We start from the raw sequence: 22,408 nt of genomic DNA, 5'->3' as shown, positions 1-22,408 counted from the left end.
ACGTCGACGAACCCGCACCATTACAACGATCAAGGATTGGGGGATGGAGAGACTTCGCTCGCGTTTTGGCCGGGCAGCGGCCGCCGTCGTGGTGGCGCTGTCCCTTGCTGCCTGCGCAACACCGACGCCGACGCCGCCTGAGCAGCAAGCTGCATCACCGGCATCGTCGTCTGCGCACACCGCCGACGCTCTGCCCTCGTGGCGTGACGGCGGGGCCAAGCAGGCCATCGTGCGCTTCGTGGCCGACGTAACCCGCAACGGTTCGGCCAGCTATGTCCCGCCAGCCGAGCGCATTGCCGTATTCGATAACGACGGCACGCTGTGGAGCGAACAGCCGCTGTACTTCCAGTTTGTCTTCATGATCGATCAGGTGAAGGCGCAGGCCGCAGCGCATCCGGAATGGAAACGCAATCCGGCATTCCAGGCCCTGATGGCCGGTGATCTGCGGGAACTGAGCGCACAGAAGAAGTCTCTGTTGCAACTGCTCGCGCAGGCGAACAGCGGCATGAACGTCGCCGACTACGACGCGCGCATCGAGGCATGGCTCGCCTCGGCAAAGCACCCGACGCTACATCGCCCCTATACGTCGCTGGTGTTCCAGCCGCAGCTCGAACTGCTGACTTATCTGCGCGCGAACGGCTTCAAGACTTACATCGTTTCCGGCGGCACGACGCAGTTCATGCGCGCGTGGGTCGAGCGTGTTTACGGCGTGCCGCCCGAACAGGTGATCGGCACCGACGAAGGCCTCAAGTACGAAAGCCGTGACGGTCAGGGTCAGTTGGTTCGTCAGCCCAAGATCGACTTCGTCGACGACGGACCGGGCAAGCCGGTCGGCATCTACCGCCGCATCGGACGCAAGCCGATCCTCGCGTTCGGCAACTCCGACGGCGATCTGCAAATGCTTGAGTACACGACCACGGGCCAGGGCCCGCATCTGGCGCTGCTCGTACATCACGACGACGCTACCCGCGAGTTTGCTTACGACCGCCAGTCGAAAATCGGCCGACTCGACCGCGCATGGGATGTCGCCGTCACTCGAGGCTGGACCGTCGTGAGCATGAAAGACGACTGGGCCACCGTGTTCCCGCTTTCCTCCCAATGACCTCACCGGAGACGACGATGTCATTCTCACTCAGACGAGTCTTCAGCTTCACCAGTACAGCGGTCCTTGCCGTTACGGCCGCGTACGTGCTGGTTGCGCCTGGCGACGCGCCAGCGCAAAGCGGTACCAAGCCGCCGAACATCCTTGTCATCTTTGGCGACGATATCGGCCAGACGAACATCAGCGCCTATTCCAACGGGCTGGTCGGCTACCGCACGCCGAACATTGACCGCGTGGCTAAGGAAGGCATGATCTTCACCGACTACTACGCCGAGAACAGTTGCACGGCTGGGCGCTCGTCGTTTATCACGGGGCAGTCGCCGCTGCGCACCGGTCTGTCGAAGGTCGGCGCACCGGGTGCCACGGTCGGTCTGCAAAAAACGGACATCACCATTGCGGAAGCACTCAAGCCGCTCGGCTACGCCACCGGCCAGTTCGGCAAGAACCACCTCGGCGACCGAAACGAGTACCTGCCGACGGCGCACGGCTTCGACGAATTCTTCGGCAACCTGTATCACCTGAACGCCGAGGAAGAACCAGAGCGACCGTATTGGCCGAAGGATCCCAACGATCCATATGTGAAGAACTTCACGCCGCGCGGCGTGATTCATAGTACGTCTGATGGCAAGGTGCAGGATAGCGGGCCGTTGACCAAGAAGCGCATGGAGACCATCGACGACGAGACGGGTGCCAAGGCGGCAGAATTCATTCAGAAGCAAGTCAAAGCCAACAAGCCCTTCTTCGTCTGGATGAACTTCACTCGCATGCACATCTACACGCACGTGCGGCCGGAGTTTAAGGGCAAGAGCGGTATGCCCGGTAATGAGTATGCCGACGGCATGTGGGAACACGATCAGGACGTGGGCAAACTGCTCAAGCTGCTGGACGATCTGAAAATCACGGACAACACGATCGTGATCTACACGACGGACAACGGCCCGAACATGTTCACCTGGCCTGATGCCGCCATGACGCCATTCCGCAGTGAGAAGGACTCGAACTGGGAAGGCGCTTTCCGGGTGCCCGCGATGATTCGCTGGCCGGGCAAGATCAAGCCGGGCAGCGTGTCCAACGAGATCGTTTCGGGGCTGGACTGGTTCCCGACGCTGCTGGCCGCAGCAGGCGACGATGGCGTCAAGGATCGGCTGCTCAAGGGCTGGTCGCCCAAGGGCAGCAAGACCAAGTTCCGCAATCACCTGGACGGATACAACCAGTTGCCGTATCTGACGGGCAAAGCCCCCAAGGGAGCGCGCGACGAGTTCTATTACTTCAATGACGACGGTGAACTGGTAGCCATGCGCTTCGGCAACTGGAAAGCGGTCTTCTGCGAACAGCGTGCGCCGGGCAACTTCAACATCTGGCAAGAGCCGTTCGTTTGCCTGCGGGTGCCGAAAATGTTCAACCTGCGAATGGATCCCTACGAGCGGGCGGATATCACTTCGGATCAGTACAACGATTGGCTGGCGAAGAACGCTTATCTGACCGCCATTGCCACAATGAAGGCCTCGGTATTCCTCCAGACCTTCGTCGACTATCCGCCGAGCCAGCGGCCTGCGAGCTTCAGCATCGATCAGGTGCGCAAGCAGGTGGACAAGAAGATCGATCAGTCCTTCAAGAACCGCGGACTGGAGTAAGTCCGACCGCAGACCTCGCCGTGCCGGAACTTGACGTCTCTCCGGCCCGGCGGGGTTGTTTCATCTGACTCACCTCCGAAAACCAATGCGCGATATGACCGATACGCTGGCTTCCCCGTCGATTCCCGCGCCTCGCGGCCGCCGCAAGGTCGCATCGCCGTCTGCGTCGCCCGCCCTCGCCTTACCTGATTCCCCTGCTGTCCCCACAAGCATGCCTGCGCCGTCGTTAGCATGGCCCGCATTGTTGCTTGTGCTCTCGGGCGCATCGGCACTCGTCTTTCAGATGATATGGATCCGGCAGCTCTCGCTCGTCGTGGGCGTCGAAGTGCATGCCGTGTCCATCGCGATCAGCGCCTTCTTCGGCGGCCTCGCGGTCGGTGGCTGGTATTTCGGACGGCGCGCCGACGGCGTCGCCAATCCCATGCGGCTCTACGCCGTGCTTGAAGCTGCCGTGGCGCTCACGGCTATCGTCAGCACGCTTGTCCTCGCACGCGCCGCAGCACCCTTCGCCTGGCTCGAAGCCCATGTGGGCCTCGCCGCGTGGGTGTTGCCGTTCGTGCTTGTCGGTGTGCCCGCCGTCTTCATGGGCGGCACGCTTCCTGTCCTCATGCGCTCGCGTGGCGCCATCGACGGCTACGTCGGGCATGCGGGTGCGCGTCTGTACGCGGCCAATACCGTCGGCGCTGTTGTCGGCGTGCTGGCAGTACCGTTCTGGCTGATACCGTCGTTCGGTATGCAGGGTGCCGCGTGCGCTGCGGCCGGGCTGAACGTCCTGCTGGCGCTGGCGGCGGTCGTGGCGTCGCGACGCGCGTCGGCAACAATGCCGCTGGCGGTGGCACAGGTTGAAACGCATGCCGACACGTCCGACGCAGCCACAGCGCTTGCACGTCGTCGGGGCACGCTTGCCATCGGGCTGTATGCCGTCGCCGGTGGTGTTGCACTGGGCTACGAAGTTATGTGGTCGCAAGCCATCGTGCAATTCGTCAGCACCCGCGCATTTGCGTTTGCCATCGTGCTCGCCACCTATCTCTGCGGGTTGACGCTCGGTAGCACCCTCGTGGCCCGACGTGTGGAGCGTTCCCGTGATCCGTGGGGCGTATTCGCGCTGCTGGTCGCCGGTGCGGGCGTGGTCGCTGCCGTCACGCTGTACGGGCTGGGCGACTGGATCTTCGTCGCTCAGGGCAAGCTCGCGAGCATGGTGTATGCGACGACGCAAAGCGCCACGCTTGCAATGTGCGCCCGCTTTCTCGTGGCGGGTCTGGGTATCGTCTTCTTGCCGACGCTGTTGCTCGGCGCGGCCTTCCCGTACGTGTTGCGCCTGGCGGTGGACGCCGGTTACGTCGGCCAAGGGGTCGGCCGGGTCGTCGCGCTCAACACGGCGGGCGGCATCGTCGGATCGCTCGCGACGGGCTTCTGGCTGGTCCCGTCGTTCGGTCTGGTGCGAACGCTTGGCGTACTCGCAGGCATTGCGTGCATCGTCGCACTGGTTGCCGTCTGGCGCGGCGCAGGTGTTGGAAAGGTGGCGCGCATAGCCGTCGTCGGACTCGCTGTGGTATTGGGTGTCGCCACCGTCGCCACGCCGCCGCAGCGGCTCGCGACTTTGCTGACCGACGCGCGCGGTGGCGAACTGACGTTCTATGAGGAAGGTCGGGGGGCGACGGTCGCCGTGCTGCGTCAGTCAACCGGTTCGAACCGGTTCGAGCGTCTCTATATACAAGGCGTGTCGAATTCGGGGGACGCCATGACGTCGCTGCGCTACATGCGGCTTCAGGCGCTGCTGCCGCTCATCGTCGCAAAAGCACAGCCGCAAAGCGCACTGGTCATCGGACTCGGAACCGGCATTACGGCGGGCGCGCTGTTGCAGTATCCGGGCCTCACGCACCGTGTGACGGCAGAACTCCTGCCTGCGGTCGTCAAGGCGTCGTCTCACTTCAAAGGCAACTACGGCGTAGCCGACGACAAGCGCATGGACATTCGCGTGCGCGACGGCCGTCGCGAATTGCTGCGCAGTGCGGATCGCTACGATCTCATCACGCTGGAACCGCCGCCGCCGAGCGCTGCGGGTGTCGCCAACCTTTACTCTACCGACTTCTACAAGCTGGCGTCGTCAAGACTTAGCGACGGGGGCGTCGTCGCGCAATGGTTGCCGTTGCCCACGCAGAACGAAGCCGAAACGAAGGCGCTCATCGCCAGCTTCATTGCCGTCTTCCCGCACGCAAGCCTCTGGACGACCGAACTGCACGAAATGTTGCTCGTCGGCGGCCAGTCGCCGCTGGTACTCGACGCCGCATCGATTCGTCAGCGCTTTGCACAGCCGGGCGTGGCGCAATCGCTTCGGGAAGTCGGCATCGATTCGCCGGGTGCGCTACTCGCGACATGGATGACGGATCGCTCGGGGCTCGCCTACTACGTGGAGGATGCTGCGCCGGTGACCGACGACCATCCCCGCATCGAATACGCGCCGTGGGTCGGGCGTCAGGCCTTCGCCCCGACGCTGCGCAACCTGCTGGCACTGCAAAGCGAACCACCGGTGACCGGCGCCGACGAGGCACTCACCGCCGAGATCGCCCGGTCGCGACAGGCGTTGCTGGCGTTTTACGGCGCGTCGCTGGCCGCCCTCGACGGCGACCGCAACACCTGGGCGCGTCAGTTGGGTACTGCACTGCAACTGGAGGCCGATAACCCGTACTTCCGCTGGTTCGCCGGACAACGCTAAGTCACGGACAGCCGTTCCCACTCATGACACCCGACGCCAACAACATGCTGCCATCGCGCCTCTCGCCTACTTCGTCGCCTCGCAGCGCTTCCGCCACGCGTGCCCGGCGCCACCGCACGCCTCTGGCGTTCGCTGCGACACTCGTCGCACTGGCCGCCGTCACGCCGAACGCCAACGCCACGGAAGGTGCGCTCGGGCGTCCGGTCAGCGGCACGGGCGTGCAGCCGAATGCGGGCGTCGTCTCGCCGGAGCCGATCTGGGCGGTCAATTTCGCGGAAATCTATTTCGACGGGAACATCGGCGGCAGCCGTCAGGCACCGATTGCTGGCACGACGTCGCTAGGGCTTAACGGTGAACTGTCGTTCACGCTCGCCACACTGATGAAGACGTGGAAGACCGACACCGGTGCGTGGAACTTCGCGTCGAGCTTCACGCTGCCGTATCTGTGGACAAAAGCGACAGCGACGCTGAGCGGCGGCCGGGGCAACTCGGTCGGTACGTCGCAGACGGCATCGAACCTATTCGACATCACCTTCACCCCGATCATCGCTGGCTACCACTTCTCGCAGACCGATCACATGTCGTTCTCGGTCGCCATCTGGGCACCGACCGGCCGTTACGATCCCAATGCACTGGCGAACCCTAGCCTGAACAACTGGACGTTCATTCCTCAGGTCGCCTATACGAAGTTCGTGCCGTCCTACGGGCTGGAGTTCGACGTCATCGCCGGTGTGCAGTTTTACACGCGCAACACAGCGACCGATTACCAGAACGCGCCGCTCTTCACGCTCGATGTCATGGGCCTGAAGAAGTTCTCGAACGGACTGGGGATCGGGCTGGTCTTGGGGACGACGCAGCAGTTAGGCGGTGACAGCGGCCCGACCGCCGATCAGTTGAACGGCTTCCGGGGTCATGACTTCGCATTGGGGCCGATCGTCACCTACGACACCAAGATCGACGGCAAGCACCCGTTGTCGTTTTCCGCGCGCTGGGTGCCGACGATCACCGCCACCAACCGCCTCAAAAGCACGAAGACGTTCATGGCGACGGCGACGCTGATCTTCTGATCCCTACGCTTCGCACGCGGGCTTCACCGTCGGCAACCCATCGGCCAGACGGTGAAGCCGTGCCGCCTTACAGCGTAACGACTTCCAGAATCGCGTCGGCGAACGCTTTCGGGGCTTCCTGCGGCAGGTTGTGACCGATGCCGCCGCCGATATCGCGGTGCTGATACTTGCCGGTGAACTTCTTCGCATAGGCTGCCGGTGCCGGGTGCGGCGCGCCGTTGGCATCGCCTTCCATCGTGATCGTGGGCACGGTGATCGCCGGGGCCGTCGCGAGACGTTTTTCCAGTGCATCGAACCGCGCCTCGCCTTGCGCGAGGCCCAGACGCCAGCGGTAGTTGTGAATCACGATGTCCACGTGATCGGGGTTATGGAACGCAGCGGCCGAGCGCGCGTACGTCGCGTCGTCGAACTGCCACTTCGGCGAAGCCAGTTGCCAGATCAGCTTGTTGAACGCGTCGGTGTTCGCGGCGTAGCCCTTCGCACCGCGCTCGGTCGCGAAGTAGAACTGATACCACCATTGCAATTCGGCTTGCGGCGGCAGCGGCACCGCATTGCCCGCCTGGCTGCCGATCAGATAGCCGCTCACGGAAACCATCGCCTTCACGCGCTCCGGCCAGAGGGCCGCGACGATGTTCGCCGTGCGTGCGCCCCAGTCGTAACCGCCGAGAATGGCCTGATCGATCTTCAGCGCGTCCATCAGGGCGATGATGTCGGCCGCCACCACGGCTTGCTGACCATTGCGCGGGGCGCTGGCCGAGAGCAGACGCGTCGTGCCATAACCGCGCAGGTACGGCACGATCACGCGGTAACCGGCGGCGGCCAGCAACGGCGCAACGTCCACATAGCTGTAGATGTCGTACGGCCAGCCGTGCAGCAGGATGACGACCTTGCCATTCTTCGGTCCGGCTTCGGCGTAACCGACGTTCAGGTCGCCCGCGTCGATCTGACGGATCGCTTCGAACGACGTGTGACCACCGACCGAACCTGACGCACCGGCGGACGAAGCCGCATTGGCCAGTTGCGACAGCCCCAGTTCGGCGAGCGTGACGCCTGCGAGCGTGGTGCCAAGAAGACGACGACGGCGAAGATTGACCGGATCCGACATGACTGATGACCTCTCTGAGTGATATTCCGGCGGCTGCCGGGGGTAGCTCCAACCTCACACCTGCGGTGCGTGCCGAGCGCTTACCCGTAGTTATATCGGTGAGTTCATCGTCGTTTATGTCCGAATGTATCTGGCCGGACAAGTGACACATACGGATTCAAAAAACCCCGGTTTCCCAGGGTAATTCGAGGAACGAAGCGGCGCTGGCCGCCCCGTCACACCGGACGACAAGTCTTACTTGACGCTGGCGACCGCGTCGAGAATCACCTTCGCCACGTCGGCCGGACGCGACTGCTGCGGCACGTGGCTCGTCGGCAGCTCCGTCACCTTCGCACCGATCGTGCGGGCCATGATGCGCTGGGCTTCCGGGTTGATCATGCGGTCGTTCTGGCTGATCACGAACCAAGACGGCTTCTGGTGCCACGACGCCACGCTGATCTTGTCGCCGAACGCCGATCCCTTGATCGGGCCTTGCGTTGCGGCCATCACACGCGCTTGCTTGGCGGGCACGTCCTGCGCGAAGAACTTGGCGACATCGGCCGGGGGCAGGCTCAGCCAGCCGCTGGCGTCGGCCACGATGTGATCGATGCCCGGTGCCTTGGGCAGGTCTTTCGAAAGCGTTTCGACCGACTGACCGGCGTCCGGCGCGAAGGCGGACACGTAGACGAGGCTGGCGACCTTGTCGTCGTTGCCAGCTTCAGTGATAACTGCACCGCCCCACGAGTGGCCGACGAGCACGACTTTACCCGGTTGATTGTCGATGGCGCGCGTGGCGGCTGCGACGTCGCCGGAGAGCGAATCGAGCGGGTTCTGCACAGCCGTCACGTGGACACCCTTTTCCTGAAGGATGGCGACGACCTTGGCCCAGTCGGAGCCATCGGCGAACGCACCGTGCACGATCACCACGGACGGCACGCCTTCGCGGGCGGTGGCCGCAGGGGCGGCGTGTGCGGAAGCGGCAGCGCCCAGCAAACCGGCGCTAAGCAACATGGCGGCGAGAGTAGAATGGCGGTTCATCGAAATCTCCTTGATTCGGGAAAACGAGCCACGAGGTTGGCTCGACTGGTTGCCAGTGTCGTCGTCTCGCGCTCGCGCCGGTATCGGACGATCGACCGATGCAGGCACTTGATGACCGATAGCGACTCCTTCCTTGCGCCCCTCATCCACGTCCAACATGTCATCGAGCACCGCCGGCCTCACCGACGCGATTCTTGCGCTCGCCTTCATCGGCGACCTCAGCATGGGCCGCTCGACGGATCACTCGCGCCGCGCCGCCTGCCTCGCTGGCTGGCTCGCGCAGGAATGCGGTGCAGACCTCGACGCGCAGAATCATGCCCGCGCGACGGCACTGCTGCGCTGGTCCGGCTGTACGGCGAACGCCGGTGGCTTTGCCGAATTGCTGGGCGACGACGTCGCCGCGCGCGAGGCCATGATGGCGCAGACGCTGCCGCCGCTCTCCGCGCAAACGCAATCGCTCATCGTGCCGTTGGCCCTGATTCACTGTGAAGTGTCGGGCGACGTCGCCGCGACGATGGGCATGCCGTCGCGCGTGGTCGACGCGCTGCGAAACGTCTTCGAGCGCTTCGACGGCAAGGGCATGCCTGCCGGGCACGATGGCGATGCGATTCCCGAGACCGTGTTCTTCGTCAACGTCGCGAGCGATCTCGAAATTCTGGCGCGTGCTCATGGACGCGAAAGCGCCCTCGCCTTCCTGCGCAGTCAGTCTGACGCCAAGTATCCCGCGCGGCTGGTGGATGCTGCCTTGCGTCAGGCAAACCGTTGGCTGGATGCGCTGGACGCGGCCGATCCCGATACCGGCACGTGGCAACTCGCCGAGCCTGAACGTCACGCCGACGTGCCACTCTCGCTGCTGGCGGATGTCACAGAACTGAAGCTTCCGTGGCTCGCCGGTTTCTCGCGTCGCACGGCAGATCTGGCGTCGCGCACGGCGCAAAGCGTGGCCCTCGACATCGACGTCCAGACGCAATTGCGCTCGGCCGCCCTGTTGCACGGGATCGGCCGCGCAGCCCTGCCAAACCGGCTCTGGGAGACGGACGGCAAGCTGTCCGCCGATCAGTGGGAGAAAGTTCGTCTCGTCCCGTACTGGAGCGCGCGTGCGGCCAAACAGATCGACGGGCTGCGGCAAGTGGCCGACCTTGCGTCCTACGCTTATGAGCGGCTGGACGGTAGCGGCTATTTCCGTGGCGTCGACGGCTCGACACTGACGACGCCGCAACGTGTCCTCGCCACATCGGTCGCGTTCGAAGCGTTGCTGGCAACGCGTCCGTGGCGCCCCGCCCACACGTTCGACGAGGCGGTGGAACTGATCGAACGCGACGCCGCCGCTGGAAAGTTCGATGCGGACATTGTGGCGGCGGTCGTTGCGACGTCGCAGGGGCAAACAGTGCGCCCGCGCGCAACGCCACCGGGCACCGCCTCGCTGCTCTCACCGCGTGAGATCGACGTGCTGCGTCAAATCAGCGCAGGGCTGAGCAACAAGGAAGCCGCCCGCGCGCTGGCCGTGAGCCCCAGCACCGTGCGCACACACGTCGAAAGTATCTTCCGCAAGCTGGATTGTTCTACACGCGCAGCTGCGACCCTCAAGGCACTCACAGCAGGCATGATCTGACGCCCCGCGTGATAGCATTCCGGCTTTAGCGCCCCAGCCCACCGCAATCTACGGTCCACTGAATACGGTCCACTGACGCATGACATCGTCTTCCCGCAAACGTCTCACTGCATGGCTCGGCCTCGCCGCCATGTGGCTGGCGATTTGCATGCCGATCGTCAGTCAGGGACTTGCGGCGCATCGCGCCGGACAGGCGCGTGTGCTGGACGCCGCGTTCTGTACCGTCGACGGTGCCACGCACGCATCATCCGCCATGCTGGTGGCAGCGACGACCCACGGGCATGACGATGCGACACACGGCGCGGGCATGTCACATGCCGCGCATGAGACTCAGGGCGACCTTTGCGGCTACTGTTCGCTGCTCGCCAATCATCCGCCGCTCGTCATGCCCGCGCTCGCCGGTGCGATCTCGTTCGCATGGATCGCACGCGCCGGACCGGTCGCGGATGCCGTTTCGTCGAACACCCAACTCGCTTACACGCCGCCTGCGCGTGCCCCACCTGCCGTTTCCTGATCTCGCGTTCAGTCCGATGCCTCGCCACGCCCGGTGACGGCGTCGCTCCCATTTCGCGCCCAATGCCTGTCTGACGCTTGCGCCAGCGGCACGCGCGCGCCGCTGCCATGCAGTGGCGACACGAGACGGAATCGTCACAACATGCAGACCTCTCACCCGCCGTACTCACAGACGCCTCACACCCGTGAAGCGCAACCGACGGCCGCCGCAGGCCAATACCGCACCCTCTGGCGCTGGCACTTCTATGCCGGTCTCTTCGTCATGCCCTGGCTCATGGTGCTCGCCATCACCGGCACGATTTACGTCTTTCAGCCGCAGATCGAACCTTGGCTCTATCACGACCGGCTGATCGTCGCGGCGTCCACCGAGCCGCGTCTGGCCGAGCAGACGCTGATGGAACGCGCCGCGGCGGCGCTGCCCGCAGGCGCGAAAGTCAGCTCCGTCGAGGTCAATCGCGATCCGACGCGCAGTGCGGAATTCATCTTTCGTCTGCCCGGTGGCGAGCGTCAGAGCGTCTATCTGAATCCTTACACGGGTGCAGTGCTCGGTACGCTCAGCGTCGAGCACCGGCTGATGGCGCAGGCGCGTGCATTGCATCGCTCGCTCATGCTAGGCAAGCCCGGCGAATTGCTCATGGAGCTGGCCGGGTGCTGGACACTCGTCATGCTCGTGACCGGACTCGCGCTCTGGTGGCCGCGTGCGGGCGCAACGTGGGCGAATGCGCTGCGGCCGCGTTTGCAGTTGCGCGGGCGTGCGCTGCTGCGCAATCTGCACGGCGTCGCGGGCTTGTGGCTCGCCGCCGGTGGACTGGCGTTCGTGCTGTCGGGGCTGCCGTGGTCCGGCTCGTGGGGCGCACAGTTCAAGGTGCTGACGTCGAAGATCGGCATGGGCTCGCCGTCCGGTGTCTGGGGCGAGGCACCGGTGCGCTCGCAGGCACCCGCAAAGCCCATGAAGATGGACGATCTGCCTATCGCCCAGATTCCGTGGGCCGTGGGGAACACGAAGGTCCCGCAGTCGACGCCGCCTGCAAGTGCCGATGGAATGGCCGGAATGGCGAACATGCCAGGCATGAACCATGCCGTGCATGACACGAAGGGAGCGGCCGACGAACATGCAGCCCATAACGGAGGTAGCGAACACAGTGCCCCGGGTGACGCAGGCCTGTCACCCGCTGCGTTGCGCGCAGAAGGCGCGCTGTCCGTCGACGACGTGATGGCCATTGCTTCGCGTATGGGTGTGCAAAGTGGCTATAGCCTCGTCGTACCGAAGCGTCCGGATGGCGTCTACACCGTGTCGTACTTCCCCGCCGACCCGAAGGCCGAGCGCACGATTCACATCGATCAGTACAGCGGCCGCGTACTTCGCGACATCGATTACAACGCGTACGGTGCCGTTGCACAGGCGGTTTCGTACGGCACCGCGCTGCACATGGGTCGGTATTTCGGCGTGGCCAATCAATGGTTGTGTGCCGCCATTTCGATGGGACTGTTCGGCATGGCAGCGACGGGCGCGATCATGTGGTGGATGCGCCGTCCGGCACGAGCGCTCGGTGCGCCGTCGCGCCCGCAGGCGCGTCCGCCGATGCGCGGATGGACCGCCGGTATGGTGGCGCTCGGCTGCGTTTTCCCGCTCATGGGGGCGACTATGGCGCTCGTCTGGGTTGGCGACCGGGCGATCTTCGGACGACGTTCGGGCGCTTAGTCCCCGTCGGCGACACCCGAGCGACTTCGCGGGTGTCGCTCACTCGACGAGCGCGTCGTCAGGTCGCGGGCCGACATAGGCGGCACGCGGACGAATCAGTTGCGTACTCTCGCGTTGCTCTCTGGCGTGCGCGATCCAGCCGATAGTGCGTCCGAGTGCGAAGAGACCGAACGCAGCCCCGACCGGCAATCCAAGGTGACGGCGCACCGCCACGAGGGCGAAATCGAGCGACGGGCGTTGACCGATCAATGCGTCGGCCGAGTCGATCATCGTTTGCCACGCGGGATGCGCAGGCAAGACCCGCGCGAGCATCGCACTCGCCCGTACATCCCCGGCCGGATAGAGATGATGGCCGAAGCCGGGCAGCTTCTCACCCCGCGCCAATCGCTCACGCATGCGCGCGGCGGTATCGATCTCGCCGACTTCGTCCCACATCGCTTCATTGCGTGCCGTGGTGCCACCATGACGGCCGCCGGTCAGCGCGGACAGCCCCGCCACGATCGCCGCGCGCAAGCTCGCGCCGGTCGATGCCACGCAGCGGGCCGTGAAGCTCGATGCGTTCAACTCGTGGTCCGCGCACAGCACCAGCGCCATGCGGATGAGGTCGGCACCCTCGGCGTCGCTCACGCTCCACGCGGCTGCACATTGTTCGTGAATTGGCGCGTGACTTGGCAGTGTGCCCAGCAAGCAAGCCGTCATCGTACGTAGCAACGCGGCGCTGCCCTGCGCCACGCGCACCGGATCGCGTTGCCAGATCGCGGTCGACGCGTCATCGCTCGCGACGGTGAATGCGGGCAGCAATGCGTCTTCGGCCCGGCGGTCGCGATACCGTTCGAGCAACATCACGGGCCAGTCGACGGCGAGGTGCTTGATTGAGGCGGTTGCGTCGTCACCAAATGCCGACGCCTCATCGCATTGCCACAGCCACGCCGCCGTGGCTTCGACGGAGGCTGTCTGCGCCATCTGCAACGCGTCACGTCCCCGGTAGTAGCACCGTCCATCTTCGATCAGCGTGATGGACGACTCCAGCACCGGCATGCCCCAGTCCAGCGCGGCCTTGACCACCTCCTTCGGCTTGCGTCCGCGCGTGCGTTGCGTCGCCAGGCGCTCTACATCCGATGCGCGATAGCGACGCTCACGATGCGTCTTGCCTGGCTCGGCATGCAGCAGGCCACGACTGACGTACGCGTAGAGGGTCTGGAGCGACACGCCGAGATGCTCGGCCGCTTGTTTCGCAGTGAAGTATTGCATCGCCGAAGCCGGTAGATGACCAACAGATTGATTAAGTTAATCAATATTGACAATAAAATCCATCGGCTTAAGCTTCAATGCGCCGGCAGTCTTGCATCGCGACTCATTGCGATGCCACGTATCGAATCGTTCGAGGACTTCCCATGCGTTCCCCTGTTTCAGAGACTTCCCCCGCAACATCCCCAACGCCCCCAACGCCCCATCCTGCGCTTCCCTTGGCGGAAGACACCGGTGTTGTCGCGTCGTACCTGAGCGAGATGCGCCATGCCGTCGACGGCGGCAAGCACGCGGCAGCCGATCTCACGCTGAGTGGCACCGGTGCATTGCCCTGCACCTTTCCGTACACCGATTTCGCGACCGCCTCGATCGCTACGGCGACATTGGCTGTGGCCAGTCTGTCTACGGGGGCTGCGGGCGACTACGGCCTGAGCGCACACGCCGTTGCACCGCACGTCAATGTCGACCGGCGACTGGCGTCGTTCTGGTTCCAGACGTCGTTGCGTGCACAGGGCTGGTCATCGGCGCCCATGTGGGACCCGATCGCAGGCGACTACCGGACGGCCGACGGCTGGATTCGTCTGCACACCAATGCCCCGCATCATCGTGCGGCCGCACTAGCGGTACTGGGTGTGGAGGCCGACAGAGACGCCGTCGCGGAGATCGTCTCGACGTGGCCGGCCGACGCGCTCGAAGCGGCCGTCGTGGCGCACGGCGGTTGTGCCGCCGCCATGCGTTCGCTCGCGCAATGGCGTGAGCATCCGCAAGGGATGGCCGTCGCCAGCGAACCCTTGCTGCATTGGGAGACGTTCGACACTGGAAGCGCCAGCAACACGCGACGCAGCACATGGCAGCTCATGCGCGAACGGCCGCTGAGCGGCATTCGCGTGCTGGATCTGACACGCATCCTCGCGGGGCCGACAGCCACTCGCTTTCTCGCGGGCTTCGGCGCACAGGTACTGCGCATCGACCCGCCCGGCTGGGACGAACCCGGCACGGTGCCGGAAGTCGTGCTCGGCAAACGCTGCGCACGGCTCGACCTCAAGCACCCCAACGGACGCGAAGCCCTTGAACGATTGCTGCGCGACGCGGACATCGTCGTCCACGGCTATCGTCCCGACGCATTGGAAGGTCTGGGACTCGGTGCCGCACGGCGTCGTGAACTCAATCCGACGTTGATCGACGTCTCGCTCGATGCCTACGGGGGGCAAGGTCCGTGGTCCGCGCGACGCGGCTTCGACAGTCTGCTGCAGATGAGCGCAGGCATTGCCGACGCGGGGATGCGTGCTGCCGGTGCCGAACGTCCGGTGCCGCTCCCCGGGCAAGGCATCGATTACGCGACCGGATACCTGATGGCGGCGGCGGCCGTGCACGCGTTAGCGCTTCGTCAGACGCTGGGAGTCGGAAGTTCAGTGAAGGCTTCGCTGGCCAGAACGGCCAACTTGCTTGTGACGCACCGTACACCGGAGAATGCGCTGCCACCGTTGGCTACCGAGACGGCGGACGATCTGTCACCGCGCATCGAGGACACGTCGTGGGGGCCTGTCCGACGTGTCGCCACGCCGATGTCGGTGGCGGGTACGCCCGTCGACTGGGCATTGCCCGCGCTGGCTTTGGGAACGGCAACGCCGCAGTGGCCGTAATCGTCTGAGACAGGGTGTGCGCTCGTCGCCGCGCACCCCGTCGCTGGCCGTGCCGTCAGTCGATGACGTGTCGCTTCGCCTGACGCGCCGCGTGCAACTGGCGTTCCGCCTGACTCAGCAAAATCGACACGCTCGCGGGTGCGCCGCTGCCCGTGCCGGTGACGTCGAAGGTGGCGGGATCTGCCATCGCGATGCCGAAACTGGCGGTCAGCGTCAGCGTTTCTCCGTTCGGCAAGGCGAGCGTCGTGGCTTCGATGCGCCCACGCAGCAATTCCGCGAACTGTCGGGCGCGCGATTCGTCGAGCACGCGCGCCAGAATCACGAACGCATCCGCGCCCAGCCGCGCCACAACGTCCCCCGGTTGGCATGTATTCAGACAGACGGCGCCCACTCGGCGCAGCACATCGTCGCCCACGCTGTGGCCCCACGCGGCATTGAGTTGCGTGAAGTTGTCGATATCGAACTTGATCAGTGCAATGGGGCCAGGCGTACGCATCGCACACAGCACCCGCGCCTGACGCTCGAAGGCGCGCCAGTTCATCAGGCGTGTGAGCGGATCGGTATCCGAACTCATCTCCAGCTCGCCGACCAGTCGCGCGCGCTCGCGGCGCAGTTGGACCAGTTCGACGGCATTCAACCGCAACACGCGCAACGCGTCGAACACGGCACGCACCTGTGCGCGCTTCATCGGGACACCGTCGACCGGCACCGTTGCGTCGAGATTACCTTGGGCGAGATCGTCGACGAATCGGGTGGCGGACTCAAACGGCAGCACTACGGTGCGCCGGAAGTTGCGCATCGCCACGATGATGACAAACACCAGTACCGCCTCCACCAATGACGTCAGGATCAGCCATCGCAACGCCCGGGAACGTTGCAGTTCGACCTGGTGTTGCGCAAGCCGCAGCATGCTGTCGCGCAAGTCCGTGATGGCCCGCATTGTCGGCACATACTGGCGGGCGAACTCGGCCGTCGTGAGCACGGGCGGCGTCGGCTGCGCGGCCAGCGTGCGAACCGTCGCCACGTAATGCAGCCCCGTCCCGAAGTATTGCGCGTTCAGGGTGCTCAGTGAGTCGGGGCCCAGTTCCGGCGGTTCGTTGACGCGCGCACCGATCATATCGCGCAGCTGATCGATACGGCCGAGCGTGCGCTCGATGGCACGCTGATCGGCTTCGGTCAGGGTCTGTCGGGTGGTGAGTGCGGCGGTGAAGTGCGATCCGAGTTGGCCGGCGTACTCCCGGAGATCGGCCGCAAGACGCGCGAGGATGACGTAATGCAGTGCGCCCGGTGCGCCGCGTGACACGATATCGATGCGCGACGACGCCACGGGTGTGAAGTCGGCGATGACACGAACCATGCGATCGACGGCATCGCGCACGGAGGCGTCGCTGCGCATTTCGCGCGGGCGCTGCACCAGCAGATCGACGTTCGCACTGGCCGCAGCGAGATCGAGCCGCGCCCGCTCGACGGCATGCAGACCGCTTGCACATTGGTTGCAGTCGTCCGAAGACAGCGCCGAGAGCAGTTCCTCCAGTCGTTCGTTGGTCGCTTCGCGCGCATTGCGCAAGGCGGTGACAGACGACGCAGGCAGCGGGAGGTCCGCGCCCAGAACGGCATTGGCCGGGCCGCGCTCGGCGGACGCCTTTTCCATCGCCAGCAACGTCGCGCGCAACGCGTCGAGCGCGAGCGCTGCGTCGCTGGCCCGCCGGTACGTTCCCCACGCCAGGCAAAGCAGGCCGCTGCAAAGCACGACGACGGCGCAGACGATGGCGAGGTTCTGTAACCGGAGACGACCCGTGAGCGAAATGGCCGAAAGTAACTTGCGCTTCATTGACGATGACACCGTCGGCCACACGGTACGGAGTCCCACGGAGGCCGCGACGGATGCCCCGCGATGGTGGCAATCCGGGGCATGCCTCGGAAACGTCGTGCCCGGCACTTGGCACACACGCTTGGCATCGCAAAAACCGCCTTCGGAAGGCAGGAATCACGAGCCGCCATTGTCGCACACCGGTATGCCGCGCCCCGTGTAGCTCCCTAAACTTATAGGTCGATCGCCAGCTCTGTGCCTTGCTTGATGGCGCGCTTTGCGTCGAGTTCCGCCGCCACATCGGCCCCGCCGATGACATGCACACGCACACCCGCCGCCTGCAACCCTTCAGCCAATTCCCGCAGCGGCTCCTGTCCCGTGCACAAAACTACGTTATCAACGGGCAGCACATGCGGCACATCGTCAATGGTGACGTGAAGCCCCTCGTCGTCGATACGCCGATAGGTCACGCCCGGGATCATTTCCACGCCGCGATGTTTGAGCGACGTACGGTGAATCCAGCCGGTGGTTTTTCCCAGACCGTCGCCAACCTTCGAGGTCTTGCGCTGCATCAGGAAGACTTTGCGCGGCGAGGTTTCGGGAACGGGAGGACGCAGGCCACCCGCATGGGCGTACGACGGATCGATGCCCCACTCCGCGTAGAACTTCTCGGGCACCAGCGTGGCGCTCTCGCCCGCTTGCGTGAGGAATTCGGCCACGTCGAAACCGATACCGCCCGCACCGAGCACCGCGACGGTTCGGCCGACCTCGGCACCCCCGCGAAGCACATCGATATAGCGCAGCACCTTCGGATGATCGACGCCTTCGATGTCCGGCGTACGGGGCACAACGCCGGTCGCGAGGACCACGTCGTCATAACCGCCCCCGGTAAGCGACTCCACCGTCGCGCGGGTGTTCAACTGAACGTTGACGCCGCTGGCGTCCAGCGCGTGCCGGAAGTAACGCAGCGTCTCGAAGAACTCTTCCTTGCCAGGAATGCGCTTGGCCATATTGAACTGCCCGCCGATCTCGGTATCGGCTTCGATGAGCGTGACGTCGTGTCCGCGTCGCGCAGCCACCGTGGCCGCCGCCAATCCCGCAGGCCCCGCGCCGACGACCGCCACGCGGCGTCGACGCCCGGTCGGCTCGATGCGCAACTCGGTCTCATGGCACGCACGCGGGTTGACCAGACACGAGGTGATCTTGCCGCTGAACGTGTGGTCGAGACACGCCTGATTGCAGCCGATGCACGTGTTGATCGTCTCTGCGCGGTCTGCGGCCGCCTTGTTGACGAATTCGGGATCGGCCAGCAGCGGGCGCGCCATCGAGACCATGTCGGCCTCGCCGTCCGCCAGAATCCGCTCGGCCACATCCGGCATGTTGATGCGGTTGGTCGTGATGAGCGGAATGCCCACGTGGCCCTTGAGCTTTCCCGTCACCCACGCGAAGGCAGCGCGCGGCACGCTCGTGGCAATCGTCGGAATGCGGGCTTCGTGCCAGCCGATGCCCGTGTTGATCAGCGTCGCACCGGCGGCCTCGATCGCGCGGGCGAGCCGGACGACTTCGTCAAACGTAGAGCCGCCCTCGACCAGATCGAGCATCGACAGACGGTAGATGATGATGAATTCGCGCCCGACGCGCTCTCGCACCCGGCGAACGATTTCCACCGGGAAACGCATGCGGTTCTCGTAGCTGCCGCCCCATTCGTCGGTGCGATGGTTGGTCCGGGCGGCAATGAACTCATTGATCAGATACCCCTCGGAACCCATGATTTCGACGCCGTCGTAACCCGCGCGCTGCGCGAGTGCCGCGCAATGCACGAAGTCGTCGATGGTCGACTCGACTTCTTCGCTCGTCAGTTCGCGAGGTTTGACCGGTGTGATGGGGGCCTGCAAGGCGCTCGGAGCGACGAGATCGGGATGGTAGGCGTAGCGGCCGAAATGCAGGATCTGCATGGCGATCTTGCCGCCAGCAGCGTGAACGGCGTCGGTCACGACACGATGCTTGTCCGCTTCCTCTTCCGTGCTGAGCTTGGCGCCGCCCGCATACGGACGGCCCGCCTCATTCGGCGCGATACCGCCCGTCACCATCAGCGCCACGCCGCCGCGGGCGCGCTCGGCGTAGAACTCGGCCATCCGGGCAAAGCCGTTGCGCGCTTCTTCCAGTCCAACGTGCATCGAACCCATCAGCACGCGGTTACGCAACGTCGTAAAGCCCAGATCCAGGGGCTGCATCAGGTGGGGATAGCCGCTTGTCGCGCTCATGGCTTGTCTCTCTCGTCGTCCGGCCCGGAGATAGCGGGCCGTGGGTCTTGTGGGATTGGGGGATGACCACGTATATGGCCGGTTATGCAACCGGTTGCATAGTTTGATGGCGATTCTAGCGCGTCCCGACGACTATGCAACCCGTTGCATAGTGTGATTAGAGTCCTTAGACTACCGGGCATGCCGCTCGCCCACGCCCTGATGACCTCGCTGCTGGAGAAATCCTCCTCGGGGTACGACCTCGCCCGCCGCTTCGACAAGTCCATCGGCTTCTTCTGGCACGCCACGCATCAGCAGATCTATCGCGAATTGGCGCGCATGGAGACCGCCGGTTGGATCGCGTCGACGGCCGCCCCGGACGGCGGACGCACGCGCAAACGCGTCTACCGGGTGCTCGACGGCGGACGCGACGAACTCCTCAACTGGGCCGCCACACCGACCGAGCCGTCCGACCTGCGCGACGACCTCATGGTCCGATTGCGCGCCGACGCCGCCATCGGCTCCCTGCGTCTACAGCCCGAACTAGCGCGGCGGGCGACGCTTCACGCGCAAAAACTGGCCGCCTATCAGGCCATCGAAGCGCGCGACTTCCCGGCGGACGCACCGCTGACACGCGAAACCGCCTTGCAACGTCACATCCTGCGACTCGGCGTGCGCTACGAACAAGGCTGGCTCGACTGGACCCGCGAGGCGCTGGCCCTGCTAGCGCAATGGGACGGCCCCGCGACCGGTGCGCCTGACGAAGCCTGATCAGGCAGCCTGATGCCATCGAACGAGATCGCGAATTCGTCCCATTTTCTTGTCAACGGACGAGGTGTCTGGCGCGTTTAACGTGAGAATCGACGTTAAGCCTACCGGCGAACGTCACCGTTTTTCGCCCTACCCTACACCCTACGCATTCATGGTGTTTTCTTCCAAGCGCTCCAAGCTTTCCCGGCTGGCCGGCCGCGCCCGCGTCGCGACGTTCTCCCTGCTAGCCGCCGCCGTACTCCCGCTGACGTTCTCGTCCGCCCACGCCGGCACGGTCATCGTGCTCGACTCGGGTGCCGCGCAGCTTTCCCTCATCGATCAGGCGTCACATAAGGTCATTGGCACGATGCCCACGGGCAAAGAGCCGCATCACCTGATGATTACGCCCGACAAGCGTTCGCTGATCGTGGCCAATTCGGTCTCGAACAGCCTGATGTTCCTCGACCCGAATACCGGCAAGTTCCAGCGTCAGGTCGCGGACATCGACGATCCTTACCAGCTTGGCTTCTCGCCCGACCACAAGTGGTTCGTGACGGCGGCATTGCGTCTGGATCGTGTCGATCTGTATCACTACGACGGTGAAAACGTCACGGTCGCCAAACGTATTCCGCTGGCCAAGACCCCGAGCCACATGACGTTCTCGTCCGACAGCAAGACGGTGTTCGTCACGCTTCAGGACTCGGGCGAGCTGGCCGCCATTGATCTGGCGACGCAAACGGTGAAATGGCGCATGCCGGTCGGCAAGACCCCGGCGGGCCTGTGGATGACGCCCGGCGACAAGTATCTGCTCGTCGGCATGACGGGCGAGGACGACGTGGCCGTGGTCGACTGGCGGGCGCAGAAGGTCGTCAAGCGCATCCAGACCGGCCGTGGCGCACACAACTTCCGCTCGTTGTCCGACGGACGTCATATTGCGGTGAGCAACCGCGTGGAAAGCACCATCAGCATTCTCGATTACGAGTCGCTGACCAAGGTGGCCGACCTCACCGGTCTGATGCCGGGACCGGACGATATGGAATTGTCCGCAGATAAACGCTATCTTTGGGTAACGTTCCGATTTGCCCGCCACGTTGGCGTGATCGACCTGACGACCCGTAAGCTGGTCGACACCATTGCTGTGAACCGTTCGCCGCACGGCATCTATTTTGCCGATCGCGCCCCGGTTCTCTCGCCGAATCCGGACTGACAAGGCCGATAGATGATTCAGGAAGCCCTCAATTTCGTCGATAGCGGCATTTCCGCCGTCCAGACGCTCGTCTATGTCGATGTGGTGCAGCCGCTGCTGTTCCACTTCAATCTGATGGGTTACGACGACGATATCTACGACGCCCTTTATCTCGTGATCATCGGCGTATTGCAGGTCGGCCTGACGTACGTGCTGTTGCGCCCGCTAGAAGCGCTGCGTCCGATCGAGCAGTGGCAAGATCGCAAGCAGGTACGGGCGGACGTCATCTACACGTGGATCGCCAAGCTGGGCATTCTGAATCTGCTGTTCTTCGTGGTGTTGCAGCCGTTCTTTAACGACTTGCAGAGCCAGATGGTGATTCGCGGGCTGCCCAGCGTCGATCTGGACGGCCTGGTGCCCGGCGTGACCGACCAGCCCATCGTCTCATTCCTGCTATATCTGACGGTGCTCGACTTCGCTGGCTATTGGTATCACCGCTGGCAGCATCGCTTCGGCGTGTGGTGGGAGCTGCATGCCGTGCATCACAGCCAGCAACAGATGTCGCTGTGGTCGGACGACCGCAATCACTTCCTCGACGACATCGTGCAGGCCGCGTTCTTCGCCGGAATCGCTCTGTTCATCGGCGTGCAGCCTGCGCAGTACGTCGTGCTCGTGGCCGTGGGCAACTTCCTGCAAAGCGTGCAGCACGTCAACGCCCGCTTGCCGTATGGCCCGGTGCTCGAACGCCTGATCGTGAGCCCGACGTTCCATCGTCGCCATCACGCCATCGGCTACGGTCACGAAGGCACGCGCTATGGCTGCAACTTCGGCGTGCTCTTCCCGTGGTGGGACATGCTGTTCCGCACGGCATCGTGGGAAAAGACCCTAGAGCCGACCGGCATTCGCGACCAGTTGCCAGCCCCGGCAGGACGTTCGCGCCGCTACGGTCTGGGCGTCGTTGCCCAGCAAGTTCGTGCCTTCGGCCGCATCGTCAAGCGTCTCGCACCGCGCCGTACATCGCCCCGCCAGCCGGTCTGAAGCGCCTTCCCGGCGTGAAAAG

At 64.5% G+C, this 22,408-nt stretch carries 16 protein-coding genes; 11 read left to right on the top strand and 5 right to left on the bottom strand.

All coding sequences use genetic code 11. The annotated features are described in order from the left end of the window. Positions 1-43 precede the first annotated feature (43 nt). The 4 genes from NTU39_RS13085 to NTU39_RS13070 all read left to right on the top strand — a co-directional run bounded on the left by NTU39_RS13085 (position 44) and on the right by NTU39_RS13070 (position 6,519). Positions 44-1,102, top strand: a complete 1,059-nt coding sequence (locus NTU39_RS13085; RefSeq protein ID WP_150662546.1) for an HAD family hydrolase — start codon at positions 44-46, stop codon at positions 1,100-1,102. A gap of 17 nt (positions 1,103-1,119) precedes the next feature. Next, positions 1,120-2,736: an arylsulfatase gene (locus NTU39_RS13080; protein ID WP_257959982.1), complete on the top strand. Its 1,617-nt coding sequence runs from the start codon at positions 1,120-1,122 to the stop codon at positions 2,734-2,736. Positions 2,737-2,830: 94 nt separating this feature from the next. Next, a complete protein-coding gene (locus NTU39_RS13075; protein ID WP_373275402.1) occupies positions 2,831-5,452 on the top strand; it encodes a fused MFS/spermidine synthase in 2,622 nt (873 codons plus the stop codon). 23 nt (positions 5,453-5,475) lie between these two features. After that, positions 5,476-6,519 (top strand): SphA family protein, encoded by a 1,044-nt coding sequence (locus tag NTU39_RS13070; RefSeq protein ID WP_257959980.1) that lies wholly within the window; start codon positions 5,476-5,478, stop codon positions 6,517-6,519. Between the two features lie 67 nt (positions 6,520-6,586). Here NTU39_RS13070 and NTU39_RS13065 read toward each other — a convergent pair whose 3' ends face one another. Next, positions 6,587-7,624 carry an alpha/beta fold hydrolase gene (locus NTU39_RS13065; RefSeq protein ID WP_257959979.1) on the bottom strand — a complete coding sequence of 346 codons (1,038 nt, stop codon included), beginning with the start codon at positions 7,622-7,624 and terminating at the stop codon, positions 6,587-6,589. Between the two features lie 234 nt (positions 7,625-7,858). Further along, positions 7,859-8,641, bottom strand: coding sequence for an alpha/beta fold hydrolase (locus tag NTU39_RS13060; protein ID WP_150662543.1), 783 nt, complete (start codon positions 8,639-8,641; stop codon positions 7,859-7,861). Between the two features lie 157 nt (positions 8,642-8,798). On the opposite strand from NTU39_RS13060, the gene NTU39_RS13055 reads away from it, so the two are divergent. The 3 genes from NTU39_RS13055 (at position 8,799) to NTU39_RS13045 (ending at position 12,468) form a co-directional block, all read left to right on the top strand. Next, entirely contained in the window at positions 8,799-10,253 is a 1,455-nt protein-coding gene (locus NTU39_RS13055) for an HD domain-containing phosphohydrolase (RefSeq protein WP_257959978.1), read from the top strand. Between the two features lie 79 nt (positions 10,254-10,332). Next, positions 10,333-10,767, top strand: a complete 435-nt coding sequence (locus NTU39_RS13050; protein ID WP_150662541.1) for a DUF2946 domain-containing protein — start codon at positions 10,333-10,335, stop codon at positions 10,765-10,767. Between the two features lie 141 nt (positions 10,768-10,908). Then, the gene (locus NTU39_RS13045; protein WP_257959977.1) at positions 10,909-12,468 is read left to right on the top strand and encodes a PepSY-associated TM helix domain-containing protein; all 1,560 of its coding nucleotides are present in this window, start codon (positions 10,909-10,911) and stop codon (positions 12,466-12,468) included. Positions 12,469-12,507: 39 nt separating this feature from the next. Here NTU39_RS13045 and NTU39_RS13040 read toward each other — a convergent pair whose 3' ends face one another. Beyond that, positions 12,508-13,719 (bottom strand): citrate synthase family protein, encoded by a 1,212-nt coding sequence (locus NTU39_RS13040; protein ID WP_257959976.1) that lies wholly within the window; start codon positions 13,717-13,719, stop codon positions 12,508-12,510. Positions 13,720-13,976: 257 nt separating this feature from the next. Between NTU39_RS13040 and NTU39_RS13035 the strand changes: the two genes are divergently transcribed. Continuing rightward, a complete protein-coding gene (locus NTU39_RS13035; protein WP_257960084.1) occupies positions 13,977-15,359 on the top strand; it encodes a CoA transferase in 1,383 nt (460 codons plus the stop codon). Positions 15,360-15,414: 55 nt separating this feature from the next. On the opposite strand, the gene NTU39_RS13030 is transcribed toward NTU39_RS13035, so the two are convergent. Both NTU39_RS13030 and NTU39_RS13025 read right to left on the bottom strand, forming a co-directional pair. Next, a complete protein-coding gene (locus NTU39_RS13030; protein WP_150662538.1) occupies positions 15,415-17,190 on the bottom strand; it encodes a GGDEF domain-containing protein in 1,776 nt (591 codons plus the stop codon). Between the two features lie 212 nt (positions 17,191-17,402). Beyond that, entirely contained in the window at positions 17,403-19,433 is a 2,031-nt protein-coding gene (locus NTU39_RS13025; protein ID WP_257959975.1) for an NADPH-dependent 2,4-dienoyl-CoA reductase, read from the bottom strand. 180 nt (positions 19,434-19,613) lie between these two features. Between NTU39_RS13025 and NTU39_RS13020 the strand changes: the two genes are divergently transcribed. From NTU39_RS13020 to NTU39_RS13010, 3 genes are all read left to right on the top strand, one after another. Further along, the gene (locus NTU39_RS13020) at positions 19,614-20,183 is read left to right on the top strand and encodes a PadR family transcriptional regulator (RefSeq protein WP_150662536.1); all 570 of its coding nucleotides are present in this window, start codon (positions 19,614-19,616) and stop codon (positions 20,181-20,183) included. Between the two features lie 151 nt (positions 20,184-20,334). Beyond that, the gene (locus NTU39_RS13015; RefSeq protein WP_257959974.1) at positions 20,335-21,369 is read left to right on the top strand and encodes a YVTN family beta-propeller repeat protein; all 1,035 of its coding nucleotides are present in this window, start codon (positions 20,335-20,337) and stop codon (positions 21,367-21,369) included. 12 nt (positions 21,370-21,381) lie between these two features. Next, on the top strand, positions 21,382-22,386 hold the full coding sequence (locus NTU39_RS13010) for a sterol desaturase family protein (protein WP_150662535.1): 1,005 nt from the start codon (positions 21,382-21,384) through the stop codon (positions 22,384-22,386). Positions 22,387-22,408 lie beyond the last annotated feature (22 nt).

The organism is Pandoraea commovens (assembly GCF_024704525.1).
GTDB lineage: Bacteria > Pseudomonadota > Gammaproteobacteria > Burkholderiales > Burkholderiaceae > Pandoraea > Pandoraea commovens.
This window is presented reverse-complemented; position numbering and strand designations above follow the sequence as displayed.

Excerpts from the sequence above, each read along its gene's own strand:
- NTU39_RS13085 (WP_150662546.1), top strand. The coding sequence starts at position 44 with ATGGAGAGACTTCGCTCGCGTTTTGGCCGGGCAGCGGCCGCCGTCGTG.
- NTU39_RS13080 (WP_257959982.1), top strand. The coding sequence starts at position 1,120 with ATGTCATTCTCACTCAGACGAGTCTTCAGCTTCACCAGTACAGCGGTC.
- NTU39_RS13075 (WP_373275402.1), top strand. The coding sequence starts at position 2,831 with ATGACCGATACGCTGGCTTCCCCGTCGATTCCCGCGCCTCGCGGCCGC.
- NTU39_RS13070 (WP_257959980.1), top strand. The coding sequence starts at position 5,476 with ATGACACCCGACGCCAACAACATGCTGCCATCGCGCCTCTCGCCTACT.
- NTU39_RS13065 (WP_257959979.1), bottom strand. The coding sequence starts at position 7,624 with ATGTCGGATCCGGTCAATCTTCGCCGTCGTCGTCTTCTTGGCACCACG.
- NTU39_RS13060 (WP_150662543.1), bottom strand. The coding sequence starts at position 8,641 with ATGAACCGCCATTCTACTCTCGCCGCCATGTTGCTTAGCGCCGGTTTG.
- NTU39_RS13055 (WP_257959978.1), top strand. The coding sequence starts at position 8,799 with ATGTCATCGAGCACCGCCGGCCTCACCGACGCGATTCTTGCGCTCGCC.
- NTU39_RS13050 (WP_150662541.1), top strand. The coding sequence starts at position 10,333 with ATGACATCGTCTTCCCGCAAACGTCTCACTGCATGGCTCGGCCTCGCC.
- NTU39_RS13045 (WP_257959977.1), top strand. The coding sequence starts at position 10,909 with ATGCAGACCTCTCACCCGCCGTACTCACAGACGCCTCACACCCGTGAA.
- NTU39_RS13040 (WP_257959976.1), bottom strand. The coding sequence starts at position 13,719 with ATGCAATACTTCACTGCGAAACAAGCGGCCGAGCATCTCGGCGTGTCG.
- NTU39_RS13035 (WP_257960084.1), top strand. The coding sequence starts at position 13,977 with ATGCGCCATGCCGTCGACGGCGGCAAGCACGCGGCAGCCGATCTCACG.
- NTU39_RS13030 (WP_150662538.1), bottom strand. The coding sequence starts at position 17,190 with ATGAAGCGCAAGTTACTTTCGGCCATTTCGCTCACGGGTCGTCTCCGG.
- NTU39_RS13025 (WP_257959975.1), bottom strand. The coding sequence starts at position 19,433 with ATGAGCGCGACAAGCGGCTATCCCCACCTGATGCAGCCCCTGGATCTG.
- NTU39_RS13020 (WP_150662536.1), top strand. The coding sequence starts at position 19,614 with ATGCCGCTCGCCCACGCCCTGATGACCTCGCTGCTGGAGAAATCCTCC.
- NTU39_RS13015 (WP_257959974.1), top strand. The coding sequence starts at position 20,335 with ATGGTGTTTTCTTCCAAGCGCTCCAAGCTTTCCCGGCTGGCCGGCCGC.
- NTU39_RS13010 (WP_150662535.1), top strand. The coding sequence starts at position 21,382 with ATGATTCAGGAAGCCCTCAATTTCGTCGATAGCGGCATTTCCGCCGTC.